Genomic DNA, 15495 nt, shown 5'->3' on the forward strand with positions numbered 1-15495 from the left:
GCACTATGATACTATTGATCCGTTTTTTACTTTTAGTTGAGGATTTAAGAGTATCACATCCTTTCCGTTCACTGCGCCAAGCACTAAACACTCGCTCATAAATTTTGCTATTTGTTTCTTCGGAAAATTAACTACTGCTACAATTTGTTTGTTGAGTAAATCCAGCTTATTGTATACTGTTGTTATTTGAGCAGAAGATTTTTTAACACCTAATTCTCCAAAATCAATTGTAAGCTGGTAAGCTGGTTGTCGTGCTTCAGGAAAATCATTGACATCTATAATGGTTCCAACGCGGAGATCAACCTTTGTAAAGTCTTCGAAAGTTATTATATTATTCATAATCTAAAAGTAAAAAAAATATGGCACTTACTCCATCAAACATGCTACCCTTAGGGACAAAAGCTCCCTACTTTAGTCTAAGGAATACAGTTGACGACACTATAATTACCTTAGAAGATGGCAAAGGCATTAACGGAACGCTCATCATGTTTATATGTAACCATTGTCCGTTTGTAAAACATGTTAATACTGAACTATCAAGACTAGCTAAAGATTACAAATCTAAAGGCATCAATTGTATTGCTATTTCTAGTAATGACGTTGTAAATTACCCAGACGATGCACCACATTTAATGAAACAAAATGCCATTGAACAGGATTTTATTTTTCCATACCTCTACGATGAAACTCAAGAAGTAGCAAAAGCTTATGATGCCGCTTGTACTCCCGATTTTTATATATTTGATGAAAATGAAACCTTGATATATCGTGGTCAGTTAGATAATTCAAGACCAGGAAATGACATACCAGCTACTGGTGAAGACATTAGACGTGTTCTTGATAACCTCATCAACAACCAACCCATCAGTGAGATCCAAAAACCAAGTATTGGTTGTAACATCAAGTGGAAATAAGCGCACAGCTCATCAAAATATTTGTAAGAATTTACCGTTGTTTTAAAATGAAATCAACTTGTCCTATTTACATACTTTTATTACTAAGCTTAACGCTTGTAAATTGTCGTGAATCTGGCACTAAACAAAGAAGCAGTGATACGGTAAATATGCACTTTGAAGATGTAGATAATTTTTGGCGAGCCTATGAACAAATAAAAACCATTAAGAGTCATGCAGAGCGCAGTAAAATCATTCAGGAAGAATATATAAATAAAAGTAGTCATGGCTTAAAACTCCTTATTGAAAAAGATAAGCTCACTGCAGCAGATTATGCTACATTTCTTAAAGACACTGTGTTCTTCAATTCCATAAAGAAAGTCACCTTAGAGGCTAAGAATGATACCACTGAAATTAGACAAAACCTTCGTTCTTTTGAAACCCTTTATCCAAAAGCTACTTTTAATGATATTTATTTTGTAATCGGACAATTTAAACGTGCGGGAACAGTCATTGACAGCACAATGATTATAGAGTTAGAAAAAAACGCGAGGAGTAGTTATACAGCGTCTGCTTTTTTATATGATGAAGATCAGTTAAATAATCTCAATGATTTTGAATCCCTAATTCCATTAGTCGTTCATGAACAAGTTCACATCAATCAAAAAAACATCAATACCAGAGATCTTTTATCCAAATCTATTTGTGAAGGTGCTGCCGATTTTTTAATGCATTTACAAACCGGACAATTTCCGTCAGCAACTAGAGAGACTTACACTTACGGCGAAGCACATGAAGCAGAGTTATGGGTAAAATTCCTAGGCGACCTAGACATTAACTACAAATACATCAAAACCGACTGGTTCTATAATTATGACCGAAATGATATTCCGCCAGATCTGGGTTATTATATCGGATTTAAAATTTGTGAGAAGTTTTATAATGAATCTGAAGACAAGGTCAAAGCCATACAATTTATGCTAGATGTCTCTAATAGTGAAAAGCTTTTAGAATTAAGTAATTATAATGGTGGTCTTCAAAAAACCAGCGCTCGTCATTGACGAGCGCTAATTAAAAACTATACTAATTTACATATTTGGAAAAGTTAAAAACCTTTTACAAATCAATTTTAAGGACATTCATTTAATCTTGTAAGACAAAACTAATTGGAATACTATATGGCATACTTACAGCTCTGCCTCGCTGTTTACCTGGCGTCATCTTAGGTAATAAACCTATAATACGTTCAGCTTCATTTTCTAACAATTTATCTGGACCTCTGGTTTGAATTTTAGTGGTATTTCCATTTTTATCAATTACAAATAGAACAAACACTTTCCCATGCATTCCTAGCTCTAAAGCTGTCTCAGGATATTTAAAATGTTTTTTAACGTGAGCCTGAATAGATCTTTGGAAACATTCCATTTTCTGTTCTTTAGTACCTGTCTCACATCCAGGAAATACAGGAACATTTTCAATAACTCTAAAAGGTACTACAATATCCTCTTCTACTTCCTCTACTTCCACATCTTCAACATTAGCTACATATTCTATAGCATCATCTTGACCTATCTCACTACTCTCAATAATTGTTTCTTCTATTTCAACAACGTCTTCCACAATTCTGAGATCTTCAGAGACAACTGCTGGTGGTGGAGGTGGTGGAGGTGGAACATCAATATTCACAATTGGAATATCTTCTTCTATAATTTCATCCATTTGGACGATATCTCTCTCATAAGTTGTATTTTCATAGAACTTATGTTCAAATAGCAAATATGTTGATAACAACATTAAATTCAAGCCGATAGCGAAATAGAGACTACTATTTCTTCCGACATCTACGTTTGGGTTCTTTTTAACTTCCATAATAACAACGATTTATACTATGAAATTACGCCAATATCTTCGGAAAAAATATGACAATTGTCATGTTGGGCAAAAAAACCAAAATTAGTTTACAAATTATCTAATTGATTATCGGTTCCATCCTCACTTATTGTCCAGAAGAATCCTACGAAGAAAAACTGATCAGCTGCAGGTCGTAATGCACGTCTTCCGAAGTTTCCATTAACATCTGGAGTATTGGAATATTGATAACCGTTTATATTTTTGAAGGCAAATACATTGTTCACTGAAGCATAAATAATTTTTTGCGGACTAATCAAATACGCCCAATTTAAACTGATACTATTAAAACTTTTTGTTTTCTCACTAAGAAATTCGTTGGTATTAGGATTTGTGTAAGGTCTACCAGATGCAAATGTGTATGCAAAACCAACCTGGCTTTTCCAATCATCAATCCAATACTTTGCTATGGCTGAAAAATTATGCGTATTGGCAAAATTGGGTTGTGCTTGTTCTGGATAGTTACGATAATCACGTTCTGTGTCCAAATATGAATAACTGATCCAATAATCCATATTCTTAATGCTTTTATTGTCTCTCCAGAATATATCTAACCCTTGCGCATATCCCGAACCCGAATTGTCGTAGTTAGCATCAAAACTTTCAAAATCGGTATCAAACTTTACAAGATTATCGTATTCCTTTCTGTATACTTCGGCTCTAAATAGTCGTCCGTTATTTACATATTGGTAGTTCATAATGTAATGCTTGGTATTTTGAGTTTGTATGTCTGGACTAAACTTTAAGATATTAGCATTGGCATTTTGATAAAAATCGCCATAAGCCAATGATAACTGTCCATTCTTAGATGTTTTATAAGCTAATGACAGTCGTGGCGCAATTTTAAACTCATTAGAAAGCGCATAGTTATCGGCTCTCAATCCAGCCTTGAGTGCTAAATTTCTACTAAAAATTATATCTGATTCTACAAAAGCTCCAAAATTATTATTATCAAAACCATAGGATGTATTAAACCCTTCTGTAGAAAATGTTTCATCAAAATTGGTGGAGAAATGTTCTGCACCGAAACTTAATTTAAAGCTACTGTTAAAACGCTTTTTCAATTTCAGTTTGATATGTGTTGAATATTCATCGGCACTAATGTCATCACCAATAATTCCAACGTCGGTTTTCCCAATGGTATAGCTCAACCCTGTTTTCATAGACCACCCACTTCCTAAAACACCTTGATACGATGTATTAGCGTAAAAGTTTCTGTTATTCAGATTAAAACGAATCCCTTCTGCAACATCAATATCGTCTTGTATGAGATCAAAATTAGAAGTATCAAAAGCTGCATAGAATTTCAATATCCCGTTATCAAAACGTTGACGAAATACTGCTTCTCCTTGTGCTCCTTCATATGGTTTTTTCCAATCATTGCGATCAGAATAGAATTCTAAATAAGGTGCCAAATTAATATATGAAGCATTAACACTAAGTGATGTTTTCTCCCATTTCTCTGTATGACCTAAACTTCCTCCAACTGACATAATTCCTATATCTGTTTTTTCTTGATCTGGCTCGTCAATAGTATTTAATAATAGTACACTTGAGAGTGCGTTACCATATTCGGCCGAATAACCACCAGTTGAAAATGTAATTCCATCAAACAAAAATGGAGAATACCGTCCACGAGTGGGTACATTATTAGGTGTAGGTGAAAAGGGTGTAAATACACGAATTCCATCAATAAATATCTGAGTTTCTTCAGCATCTCCTCCTCTAACGAATAAGCGTCCGTCTTCAGACACAGTTGATGTTCCAGGAAGTGTTTGCAAGGCACCTACAAAGTCACCAACAGCACTTGCTGTGGTTACCACGTCAAGAGGCTTTAATACTGAAACTTTACTATTGTCGTTAGCTTCAAATGTTCCTGCGGAAACTACAACCACATCTAAAGCTTCCATATCATCCTTTAATTTGATCTGAAGGTCTTTAAGCGCAGACACCTCGTTCACAATGGTTTTAGTTTCGTAAGATAGAAATGAAATGATCAAGGTTTGAGATCCTGTTTCAGAAGTTGTAAAACTAAACTCTCCGTTTTCATCTGTAGTGTCACCATCATAGGTGCCATCTAAATAAACATTTGCTCCAGGAATAGGTTGATCTTTTGAGTCTACTACTTTTCCATTAATAGTGGTTTGAGCACATGTTACAGATGCGATAAGGAAAGTTAAAATGAATACTGTGGTTTTCATGGTTGATGATTTAAACTGTTCGTTTTTTGATTATTTACTCCTAAGCTGTAGCGAAGGAGTGTTGATTGACGGTTCAAAGATGTTAAAGAACAGTCACAGACAAAATTCAATGTTACCGAATTGTCAAAAATCATTACCGAATTGCATATTTTTGAACAATCATCATTTTTCCTATGCTTTCGAAATCAGATAAAATATTCAGTATCATCTTTAGTAGTATTGTTATTATAGAACTCATTTTTGGTTCCAATTCATCGTATGAACAGTTCCACTATATCTCTAAACCTGCAATAGTAGTGTCTTTACTTATTTTTTTCTGGATGAATAGTAACGCATTACATGCTAAATTGAGACGATTGATAGCTATGGCGCTTACATTCTCTCTGTTTGGAGACCTACTACTAATGTTTGTTAGTACATCTCAAACCTATTTCCTTCTTGGATTGGTAAGTTTTCTTATCGCACATGTCATTTATGTCATAGCATTCTTAAAAGATCGTAACAGCAACTTAAAACCTTACGTATTTATAATTGTGTTATTGATATATGCCAGTGGGTTATTCTATCTTTTAAAAGATGGTTTAAATGACATGCTCATCCCTGTTATTATATATATGATTGTGATTCTAAGTATGGCTACATCGGCATTCTTAAGATGTAAAATGGTCTCAAAAGTGAGCTATTTACTTGTATTTACAGGAGCGATACTATTTATGCTATCCGATAGCATATTGGCTCTTAATAAGTTCTATCAACCTTTAGCTTACGCCAATGTGAGTATTATGCTAACTTATGCTTTGGCTCAGTTTTTAATTGTTTTAGGAATCTTAAAGCAAGACCAACACTCGCGTTAAGGATGGAAATGGCATCCTTTTGTTTACAAAAGATATAATGTACAGCCTAACCTACTGAAGCTTCAGCGAAAGTAGGTAACGCCCTATTTCTTGAAAGGTCTGATGATTAATCGTGCAGCTTTATCAAAATTGATATAGTTATAAGTCCAATTAAAGAATACAATAACTCTATTTCTAAATCCGACCAGTGCCATTAAATGGATAAACATCCAGATGAACCATGCAAAAAATCCTCCAAATTTAAATCGTTTTAAATCGACTACAGCTTTGTTTCGACCAATAGTAGCCATTGATCCTTTATCTTTATATACGAAAGCTTTTAGTGGCTGTTTCTTTATCAATCGCATTAGGTTTTTACCTAAAAGCTGGCCTTGCTGAATTGCGGGTTGTGCCACTTGAGGGTGACCATTTGGATAGGCTTCTGTTTGCATTAGAGCAATATCACCTAGCGCAAAAATAGTCTCATAACCTTTGACTTGATTATAGGCATTTACGTAATATCTATTTGTTTTTTCAGACATTGTATCTGTATCCAAACCATTAATTAATGAACCTGTGACACCAGCAGCCCAGATTAAGGTTTCAGTATCAAAAACCAGATCTGAATTTGTTGATGCAATCTTTCCATCATAGTTAGTAACAAGTGTATTGGTATGTACCACAACTCCGAGGCTTTTCAAAAAAGATTCAGCTTTTTTTGAGGCGTGCTCACTCATTGGAGGCAACACTCTGTTTGCTCCTTCTAGTAAATGAATTTCCATGAGGTCTATGTCCAGATCATGATATTCTCTGGGAAGCACATGATTTTTAAGCTCTGCTATAGCACCTGCTAATTCAACACCTGTTGGTCCTCCTCCAACAATTACATAGTTTAAAAGTGCTTTCTTTTTTTCATAAGACTCTGTTATGGTTGCTTCTTCCAAGTTTTGTAATATCAGGCTTCTAATATTAAGCGCTTGCGGAACAGTTTTCATTGGCATACTATTATGCTCAATTGTTTTATTTCCAAAGTAATTGGTTTTGGTTCCTGTAGCAATCACTAAATAGTCATAGCTTAAGGTACCAATACTGGTATCAATTTCATGCTCTTGAGGCTTGATCTCATAGACCTCTGCTAATCTAAAAAATGAAGCTTTGTGTTTTTTTATAATTTTTCTCAGAGGATAAGCAATAGAATCAGGCTCTAAACCTGAACTTGACACCTGATATAACAGCGGTTGAAACGTATGATAGTTGTGTTTATCTAATAAGACGACCTGCAAGTTCTTATTTGCTAATGATTTTGCCAAATTCACACCTGCGAAACCACCTCCTATAATAATGACTCTAGGCGAATTTGATTTAGGAATATTCATAGAAAAAATCACTTTAATTAAGTGGTATAAAGATACGAATTACCTAACTCAAATGCCTATTTTTGAATTAATGTTATAATCCTTGTAACATTTTAAAACATGTGACTACAAATAGATAACTAACTAATTGAAAATTTGGACAAGGAACTCGAACATAATTTTGTGGAATTGCTTGAGAAGCATCAAAACATTGTGCATAAAGTATGTAGATTATACACCAATAATCAGGATGCTCACAATGATTTGTTTCAAGAGATCACCATACAGTTGTGGAAAGCATATCCAAAATTTCGAGGTGATGCTAAGTTTAGTACTTGGATGTATCGTGTAGGTTTAAATACAGCAATTACACTTTACAGAAAGTCAAAACGCAGCATAAAAACCCAAGAGTTTGAGTCGGTATCTTTTAAGATTAAATCGGTTGAATATGATGACACAGAGGAACAACAACTCAAATTACTATACAAAGCCGTTCATCAATTAAATGATATTGAAAAAGCATTGGTCTTCTTGTATTTGGAAGATAAAAATTATAGTGAAATAAGTGAAACCCTTGGTATTACAGAAGTTAATGCTCGTGTAAAAATGAACAGGGTGAAGAAAAAATTAAAAACAATATTAAATCCGTAATCCTATGGATGAATTAGAATTATTAAAAAAGGATTGGCAGTCTAACACAACTCAAGTAGAGCATCAACTCACTGAAAAGGAGCTTTATCCGATGATGCATAAAAAATCATCATCAATTGTTAAGACATTATTTTACATTAGTGTCGCTGAGTTAATATTCTGGATAATCATTAACAGTATTCCTTATTTTTCTTCGGAAGAATACAGAGCAGAATTAGCAAGTATGTATGGTAATAGTGGAGTATTACTTGGTATTACCATCTTTAGTTATGCTGTGATATTAGGTTTTGTTTATTTGTTATACAAAGCTTACAAGTCTATTTCTGTAACCGATAATGCCAAACGATTAATGGAAAGCATTATAAAGACCAGAAAAATCATTAAATATTACGTCATATATAATCTAGTTATGGCATTTTTATCAATGACCTTTGGCTTGTATTACACTGTTTACGAAAACCCTGAGGTTTCCGAACAATTTGCCAAATTCTCTGATAAACAAATGTTCTTTGCCATGGTAATCATGGTGTTAGCAATAGCATTTTTCGTTTTAATTTTCTGGATATTCTATCGCATTATCTACGGTATTTTATTACGTAGACTGAACAGGAACTATAAAGAACTCAAAAAACTGGAAGTGTAATGATGAAACCTATTGATTTTAAAGTTGAGAATCACACCATAAGCTACAAACTAAACTGGCTTGGTGTTGAAACTGTTTTACTTGACGGAAAGATTATTTCTAAAAAGGTTTCGCTTGGAAAAAGAGTTCACACTTTCAATCTTATCATTGATGGTGTATCCCATACATTTCACTTAGAATCAAAGCAAAGCTTTTCAACAAGCAGTGTTAGAGTGCAGTTATTTCAAAACGGTAAGCTTTTAGATACTGACCATGTGGAATTTTTTCAAGATTCAAAAAACAACAATACAACGCATGATCATGGAGGTGGCTCGTCATTTATGATAGGGATACTGCTCATTTTTTTCTCGATGTCCTTTGATTGGCCTAGGTTTTTCCTGTTTATTGGTTTGATCTTTCTTTTTGATGCTGTATCAAAGAGTCATGCCAAACAGCAGAAAGACAATCAAAAGCAGCTCGAAAACAACGATTAGATTACCAGTCTCTCAATTCTCTATTTAAGCGCTCTTTTTCCTCTAAGACCTCCTGAGGAATTACCTTTAAAAATGAAGGATGTTGCTCAATAGCATACTCAATCTTTTCAACTATTTCGGCTATGGATTCATTATCATAGTCAATATCTAAAGGTTCTTTTACTTCAAAAGATTGATAGACATTTTTCTTTTTAACCCGTAGCCCTTTTTTATCAAATGAACGTCTAAACCCATCAATTACAATAGGCACGACAATGGGCTTGTATTGCTTTATAATATGTGCAGTACCTTTTCTAATAGGTTTAAAAGGTGTAGTTGTTCCTTGCGGAAATGTAACAACCCATCCATCATCAAGTGCTTTTTTGATACTGGTAATATCACTCATTTTCACTTGTCTATTGACATCTTGCCCTTTTGAACGCCATGTACGCTCAATACTGATAGAGCCTGTGTAGGCAAATATCTTTGGGATAAGTCCAGATTTCATAGTTTCCTTAGCAGCTACATAATACATATTAAGCTTAGGATTCCAGAGGTATCCTACATTTTTAATATTATCCAAACGCCCACTAAGACTAGCATTAAATACGTGAAACATTGCAATTACATCTGCAAAATACGTTTGGTGATTTGATATGAAGAGCACGTTAGTATCCGGAAGATTTTTAATGATTTCAGAGCCTTCAATTTGAAGTTCATTAAATCCTCTAAACCTTCGGTGTGTTAGGAGCCCGAGGATTCTAATTAGCCATTTCTTTACAAAAAGTATATGCCCAAAGGGGTTTCTTTTAAATAATCCCATTAATCGTTAGTTATTAAGCGGAATGACAAACTTACAAAAATCTAGGGCTTATAAAGTCATTTTTAACAAGTCTTTTAGTTCACTAAGCATCATTGCTGTTGCTCCCCAAACCACATGTCCATTGAGTTTGAAAGCAGGAACTTCTAACTCCAGATTGTAAGAGGTCATTACTGTAGTAGCTATGGCATTAGCATCACTGAGGAAATCAGTGATCTTGACTTCTATAAGATCTTCAACTTCTTCGTCTTGTTTTATAAAATTTGGTGTTTGATGCGTGATTCCCACAAAAGGAGCGACAGTAAAATTACTAGGTGGAATGTACAAAGGTGTCATTGGCTTTAAAACCTCAACTGTATGCATTGGCACACCAACCTCCTCTTCGGTTTCACGCAATGCTGTATATTCCAAATGCGGATCTTGATCTTCGTATTTTCCGCCAGGAAATCCAACCTGAGCAGAATGCACTCCTTTATAAGTTTTACGAAGTATCAGTATCAAATGAGTTTCTATATACCGATCTGGATAGAACAAGGCCATTACACCCGCTTTTTTAGCATACTTCATTTTCTCTCTGTTCTCTTCAATTAGATGCTCGCGAAACGGAGGCGACATTTTAAACTGCGAGGATTCTCCCGGAAGATTTAGATTTTTTATTTTTGATACCGATTTTATAAACGTTTCAAAATTCATTACTCATGAGATTTTTAATGCTTTTTGCATTTTGCTTGCTATTATTCAATTGTGAAGATAAACAATCTCAAAAGAAAACGACTACTCAAACCGTAGATTCTACAACAGTAAAACAACAAACTATAAAAGACACTTCTGAGACGATTTCCGAAGAAAAAGACAGTCTATTTCTCTTGACCAAAGACAATGCTATGGAGTTCTTTTTGGAGTATGATAAAAAGCATAAAGAAAATAAAGTTCGCATTGTCACCGATTTTGGTAATATTGATATTTTATTATTCAACGAGACCAAATTTCACCGCTCTAATTTTATCTACCTTGCTAAGAAAGGGTATTTTGATAATACACAATTCTATCGCGTTATTGAAAATTATATCATTCAAGGTGGTAGTACAGATGATCGTGATGTGATGCGTAAACGACGATATATTGGCAAATATCTATTACCAACTGATACAAAACGAGGGTTTCGTCACGACAGAGGTGTGATCTCCATGCCAAGTAGCGATATTGATAATCCGTATAAACTGGCCTCTCCTTATGAGTTCTTTATTACCTTAAGAGATGTCTATCAGTTGGATGGCGATTATACCATCTTCGGAAAAGTGATTCGCGGATTAGATGTTGCCGACAAGATAGCCAATGTAGAAACTGATAATGCCGATTGGCCGCTTCAGAATGTCTACATCAAACGTGTAGAAATTTTAGACTGATTTATCTTTTTCCGAAGTATAGATTTTTAAGATTCTCAACTTAAAATTCCTCATTTTTAAGTACCTTCAAGGTCATAAAATCAAAACTAATTATCTAATGATTTCAAAATCCCTAAAAGCTACAATACTATGTAGCATTGTTCTCTTTGCAAGCTGTAAAGACAACACAAAATCTAAAGACGATATGGCTACTAGCTACAATAATGTATTATTACAAGAATGGACTGGCCCTTACCAAGGTGTGCCTGCCTTTGATAAAATGAATTACAAAGATATCAAAGAGGCTATGGAAACCGGAATGGAATTAAGCCTTAAAGATATTGATGCCATAGCAAATAACACCGAAGATCCAACTTTTGAGAATACCATAATTGCTCTTGAAGCATCTGGAGACAAATTAAACGATGTGTTTACATACTACGGCATTTTAAGTAGTAATATGTCGTCTCCAGAATTTAGAGAAATCCAAGCTGAACTAGCACCTAAACTATCTGAATACAACTCTAAGATCTCACAAAACGAAGCCTTATTTAAACGTATCAAAACGGTTTATGATACTTCTCAACAAACACCTTTGGAAGCTGATCAGCAACGTGTTGTTGACCTCACTTACAAACAATTCGAAATGAATGGTGCTAATCTCGATGCCGAAAAGAAAAAACGCTATGCTGAGATCAATAAAGAATTATCGTCATTATACACCAAGTTTTCAAACAATGTGCTTCATGATGAAGAAAACTATGTAACCTATTTGAATAAAAATCAATTGGGTGGTTTATCAGAATCGTTTATCAATTCGGCAGCTAAGATTGCAACCGATAAAGGTCAGGATGGTAAATATGCCATTACAAATACACGATCTTCGATGGATCCATTCTTGACCTACTCTACTGAACGTAATTTAAGAAAAATAGTATGGACCAACTATTATGCTCGAGGCGATAATGGTGATGAGTATGATAACAATAAGATTATTGCCGATATTTTAAAACTACGTAAAGAGCGTGTAGGATTATTGGGTTATGACAACTATGCTGAGTGGCGCTTACAAGACCGCATGGCGAAAACACCTCAAAATGCTATGGACCTCATGGAAGCGGTTTGGCCTGCAGCCATTGCACGCGTAGATGAAGAGGTTGCCGATATGCAAGCTATAGCAGATGCTAATGGTGATAACATTAAAATTGAACCATGGGATTATCGTTACTACGCTGAAAAAGTGCGACAAAAGAAGTATGATCTCGATAGTGATGAAGTAAAGCAGCACCTGCAATTGGATAAATTAACCGAAGCCTTGTTTTACACAGCTGGTCGCTTGTTCAATTATAAATTCACACCTATTGAGAAGGGAAAAGTTCCTGTGTTTCATGAGGATGTTAATGTTTGGGAAGTTACTGATAAAGATTCAGGAAAACATATTGGCTTATGGTATCTGGATCCCTTTGCCAGAGAAGGAAAACGTTCAGGAGCTTGGGCTACCACATACAGAAGCTATACGTCCTTTCAAGGTGAAACAAATGTGTTAGCTTCCAACAACTCAAATTTTGTAAAGCCTGCTCCAGGTGAAGCTGTTTTGGTATCTTGGGATGATGCTGAAACATTTTTCCATGAGTTTGGACATGCGTTACACTTCTTTTCAAGTAATGTGCGATATCCAACATTAAATGGTGGCGTGAGAGACTACACAGAATTTCAGTCGCAATTACTAGAACGATGGTTATCTACAGACGAAGTGATTAATCAATTTCTGGTACATCATAAAACAGGAGAGCCAATTCCAGCAGCTTTAGTGGAGAAAATCAAAAAAGCCTCTACCTTTAATCAAGGTTTTGGAACTACAGAATATTTAGCCTCAGCACTCATTGATATGAAATTACACTTAGCTGATCCAACTGATATTGATATTGACACCTTTGAACGTGAAACTCTTGCTGAGTTAAACATGCCTGATGAATTACCAATGCGTCATAGAACACCACATTTCGGACATGTATTCTCTGGTGAGGGCTATGCTACAGCCTATTATGGGTATATGTGGGCTGATGTGTTAACGAGTGATGCTTCGGAAGCGTTTAGAGAAGCACCAGGCGGATTTTACGATGCCGACTTAGCTGACAAGCTAGTGAAGTATTTATTTGCACCTCGTAACTCTATGGATCCTGCAGAAGCATATCGTTTATTTAGGGGACGTGATGCTAAGATTGAAGCTTTAATGCGAGATCGCGGCTTTCCTGTCCCTCAGAGTTAAACCATAGTTAAACATAAAATTACTCACTTATCTTTAATGGCTATGAGGTAAGTGAGTTTTTTTTTAAGAATTATAGTGAAATATTAAATACTTTCACCTCGTTAAGTGAACGGGATAAGATGTATATTTATACTTACATAATTAGTTGTGTACAATATGAAACAAACTCTAGTCGTGATTCTGTTATCTCTATTTCTGAACTCTTGTAATTTCGGGAAGAAAGGAATCGATGTTTTAATTGAAAATAAAACTAAATATACCTTATATAATATTTCTGTTTCTGCAAGTCCAGTCGCAACAGTGAAATTTGACAGTATAATTCCAAATCAAATTATTACAAAATATTTGGATATGAATGAAATACCAAGAGCAGACGGATCTTATAATATTAATTTTACTTATCCTGATGGGGATGCAATGAATGAATCTTTCGGTTACTACTCTAACGGATGGCCAAATAATTATTTGATATGCTGTTCAATAAGTGAAATGTCTACTTATACTAGATTTGATAATTACTGCGAATAATAAATAAAGTACACAAATACGTTGAATGTAATGCGAACAAAACGTTTATGATTGATAAAAAGATCTACAGATACTCTAACGTTGAATTACTTGATGTTATAAAAAACGGAACTGATAAATCTGTAATCAAAAAAGCGGAATCGGAATTCAAATCGCGGAATCTCACCCTTGAACAAAAAGCTAAAATTGAATCTGATTACCTGAAGTACAAAGAATTTCAAAAAGAACGAAAAAACAAACCATTAACTCGAGAAGAATGGCTTACCTTCTTTATTTTACCTTTTTTTACGCCTAAACCAACTGGGAGAAATGACCATTACTCAGAATCTGAAATGGAACGATTTGAAAAATATGGATTTACAGAAAAAGCTCGACAAGCAAATCAAGTGAAATTATTCGGAATAATTTTTTGGTTTGTAATAATAGTTTGTCTGATTTTAATATTTAATTAATAGAATTAAATTGTACAACATACTACAACGTGTATAATCAATGCTTAGCTCCTGCTTCATTTAAAATTTATATATTTAAAAAACCGATTTGCCTCGACTGAAAATCCAACGGGTTCTCAATCGCACAAATCATATACAAACACGTTGGCTGTAATGTCCAAATTTGAACCCTGAAGAATAATGATATTTATAACATCTAGAAAATCACTTATTGTTACTTGCCTTTTATTGATTTTCCAAACTGTATCACTTGCACAAAAATTAGATCCTAAAGGACGGAATAGTTTTAAACCAGACCATATCATTAATTCTGACATTACAAATAAGAGCTATTTAATTCATATGTCTTTTCCAAAGAATTATTCTGTTCAGGACAGCATAACTTATCCTGTACTTTATGTTTTGGATGGAAAAAGCACATTTGGATATTTCGAATCATCTTACATTGATTCTGAAAAAATCGAGGATGTAATTCTCGTTGGAATTAGTCATAAGGTCAATGGAATGGAATCCAAAATTAACAGATTTAATGACTACACACCATATCGAGATACAATAACTGAAAGAAGATTTGAAAGGAAATTTGGTGTGAAAAAAGGAACTATCAAAACTGGTGGAGCTGATAAATTTTTAGAATGCTTAAAAAAAGAAATTGTGCCATTTATTGACAAGTACTATAAAACAAATTCTGATAGAGGAATTTCTGGACATTCTCTTGGTGGATTATTTACATCATATTGTTTTTTAAATTCAGACAATTACTTTACTCGATTTGGAATAAATAGTCCTTCTTTCCAGCTTAACGAAGACATATTTTTAAAGCCTGCGATTATTAAGTTTACTGATAATCAAAATTGGGATATTAAACCAACTAAAGTATTCATTTCTACTGGAGAAAATGAAAGTCCAATGATGGTGTCTAATATGATTAAGTTTAGTTTATATCTTAAAAAAAATAACTATGAACATATTGATTTGAATTGGCGTATATATAGAAACGAAAACCATACGTCAGTAATTCCGTTTAGTTTAAATGGTACTCTGAAAACATTATATGAAAAAAAATAAAAGTCAGCATATAACAACGTATACACTACTTTAGTTA

Annotated in this window: 17 protein-coding genes; 11 read left to right on the forward strand and 6 right to left on the reverse strand. The window is 34.2% G+C overall.

Annotation, left to right across the window (positions count from 1 at the left end):
- Window positions 1-3: 3 nt before the first annotated feature.
- A complete protein-coding gene (locus Q0951_RS02855; protein ID WP_299334021.1) occupies window positions 4-339 on the reverse strand; it encodes a tRNA-binding protein in 336 nt (111 codons plus the stop codon).
- Window positions 340-359: 20 nt separating this feature from the next.
- Here Q0951_RS02855 and Q0951_RS02860 point away from each other — a divergent pair, with 20 nt between their 5' ends.
- Window positions 360-914 carry a thioredoxin family protein gene (locus Q0951_RS02860; protein WP_299334022.1) on the forward strand — a complete coding sequence of 185 codons (555 nt, stop codon included), beginning with the start codon at window positions 360-362 and terminating at the stop codon, window positions 912-914.
- Window positions 915-961: 47 nt separating this feature from the next.
- Complete coding sequence (locus Q0951_RS02865; RefSeq protein ID WP_299334024.1) at window positions 962-1954, forward strand: hypothetical protein; 993 nt, start codon at window positions 962-964, stop codon at window positions 1952-1954.
- A gap of 82 nt (window positions 1955-2036) precedes the next feature.
- On the opposite strand, the gene Q0951_RS02870 is transcribed toward Q0951_RS02865, so the two are convergent.
- Window positions 2037-2762 carry an energy transducer TonB gene (locus Q0951_RS02870; protein WP_299334026.1) on the reverse strand — a complete coding sequence of 242 codons (726 nt, stop codon included), beginning with the start codon at window positions 2760-2762 and terminating at the stop codon, window positions 2037-2039.
- 89 nt (window positions 2763-2851) lie between these two features.
- Window positions 2852-5002, reverse strand: a complete 2151-nt coding sequence (locus tag Q0951_RS02875) for a TonB-dependent receptor (RefSeq protein ID WP_299334028.1) — start codon at window positions 5000-5002, stop codon at window positions 2852-2854.
- Window positions 5003-5175: 173 nt separating this feature from the next.
- Between Q0951_RS02875 and Q0951_RS02880 the strand changes: the two genes are divergently transcribed.
- Window positions 5176-5856, forward strand: coding sequence for a lysoplasmalogenase (locus Q0951_RS02880; protein WP_299334029.1), 681 nt, complete (start codon window positions 5176-5178; stop codon window positions 5854-5856).
- An 83-nt stretch (window positions 5857-5939) separates the two neighbouring features.
- Here the strand turns inward: Q0951_RS02880 and Q0951_RS02885 are convergent, their stop codons facing one another.
- Window positions 5940-7211, reverse strand: a complete 1272-nt coding sequence (locus tag Q0951_RS02885) for an NAD(P)/FAD-dependent oxidoreductase (protein ID WP_299334032.1) — start codon at window positions 7209-7211, stop codon at window positions 5940-5942.
- 135 nt (window positions 7212-7346) lie between these two features.
- Between Q0951_RS02885 and Q0951_RS02890 the strand changes: the two genes are divergently transcribed.
- Genes Q0951_RS02890 through Q0951_RS02900 form a run of 3 tightly spaced genes read left to right on the forward strand, consistent with a single transcriptional unit; the run spans window position 7347 to window position 8957 of the window.
- On the forward strand, window positions 7347-7841 hold the full coding sequence (locus tag Q0951_RS02890; RefSeq protein WP_299334034.1) for an RNA polymerase sigma factor: 495 nt from the start codon (window positions 7347-7349) through the stop codon (window positions 7839-7841).
- 4 nt (window positions 7842-7845) lie between these two features.
- Window positions 7846-8484 (forward strand): hypothetical protein, encoded by a 639-nt coding sequence (locus Q0951_RS02895; RefSeq protein WP_299334037.1) that lies wholly within the window; start codon window positions 7846-7848, stop codon window positions 8482-8484.
- Complete coding sequence (locus Q0951_RS02900) at window positions 8484-8957, forward strand: hypothetical protein (RefSeq protein WP_299334040.1); 474 nt, start codon at window positions 8484-8486, stop codon at window positions 8955-8957. The genes Q0951_RS02895 and Q0951_RS02900 overlap by 1 nt, the downstream gene beginning before the upstream one ends.
- A 1-nt stretch (window position 8958) precedes the next feature.
- On the opposite strand, the gene Q0951_RS02905 is transcribed toward Q0951_RS02900, so the two are convergent.
- Both Q0951_RS02905 and Q0951_RS02910 read right to left on the reverse strand, forming a co-directional pair.
- Window positions 8959-9759 carry a 1-acyl-sn-glycerol-3-phosphate acyltransferase gene (locus tag Q0951_RS02905; protein ID WP_299334042.1) on the reverse strand — a complete coding sequence of 267 codons (801 nt, stop codon included), beginning with the start codon at window positions 9757-9759 and terminating at the stop codon, window positions 8959-8961.
- Window positions 9760-9807: 48 nt separating this feature from the next.
- A complete protein-coding gene (locus Q0951_RS02910) occupies window positions 9808-10449 on the reverse strand; it encodes a CoA pyrophosphatase (protein ID WP_299334044.1) in 642 nt (213 codons plus the stop codon).
- 5 nt (window positions 10450-10454) lie between these two features.
- On the opposite strand from Q0951_RS02910, the gene Q0951_RS02915 reads away from it, so the two are divergent.
- The 5 genes from Q0951_RS02915 to Q0951_RS02935 all read left to right on the forward strand — a co-directional run bounded on the left by Q0951_RS02915 (window position 10455) and on the right by Q0951_RS02935 (window position 15458).
- Window positions 10455-11162, forward strand: a complete 708-nt coding sequence (locus tag Q0951_RS02915; RefSeq protein WP_299334046.1) for a peptidylprolyl isomerase — start codon at window positions 10455-10457, stop codon at window positions 11160-11162.
- Window positions 11163-11259: 97 nt separating this feature from the next.
- Window positions 11260-13410, forward strand: a complete 2151-nt coding sequence (locus Q0951_RS02920) for a M3 family metallopeptidase (RefSeq protein WP_299334047.1) — start codon at window positions 11260-11262, stop codon at window positions 13408-13410.
- 156 nt (window positions 13411-13566) lie between these two features.
- Complete coding sequence (locus Q0951_RS02925; RefSeq protein WP_299334050.1) at window positions 13567-13938, forward strand: hypothetical protein; 372 nt, start codon at window positions 13567-13569, stop codon at window positions 13936-13938.
- Between the two features lie 47 nt (window positions 13939-13985).
- Window positions 13986-14390 carry a hypothetical protein gene (locus Q0951_RS02930; protein ID WP_299334052.1) on the forward strand — a complete coding sequence of 135 codons (405 nt, stop codon included), beginning with the start codon at window positions 13986-13988 and terminating at the stop codon, window positions 14388-14390.
- Between the two features lie 180 nt (window positions 14391-14570).
- Complete coding sequence (locus Q0951_RS02935; RefSeq protein ID WP_299334055.1) at window positions 14571-15458, forward strand: alpha/beta hydrolase-fold protein; 888 nt, start codon at window positions 14571-14573, stop codon at window positions 15456-15458.
- Window positions 15459-15495 lie beyond the last annotated feature (37 nt).

The organism is uncultured Psychroserpens sp., assembly GCF_947501425.1.
GTDB lineage: Bacteria > Bacteroidota > Bacteroidia > Flavobacteriales > Flavobacteriaceae > Psychroserpens.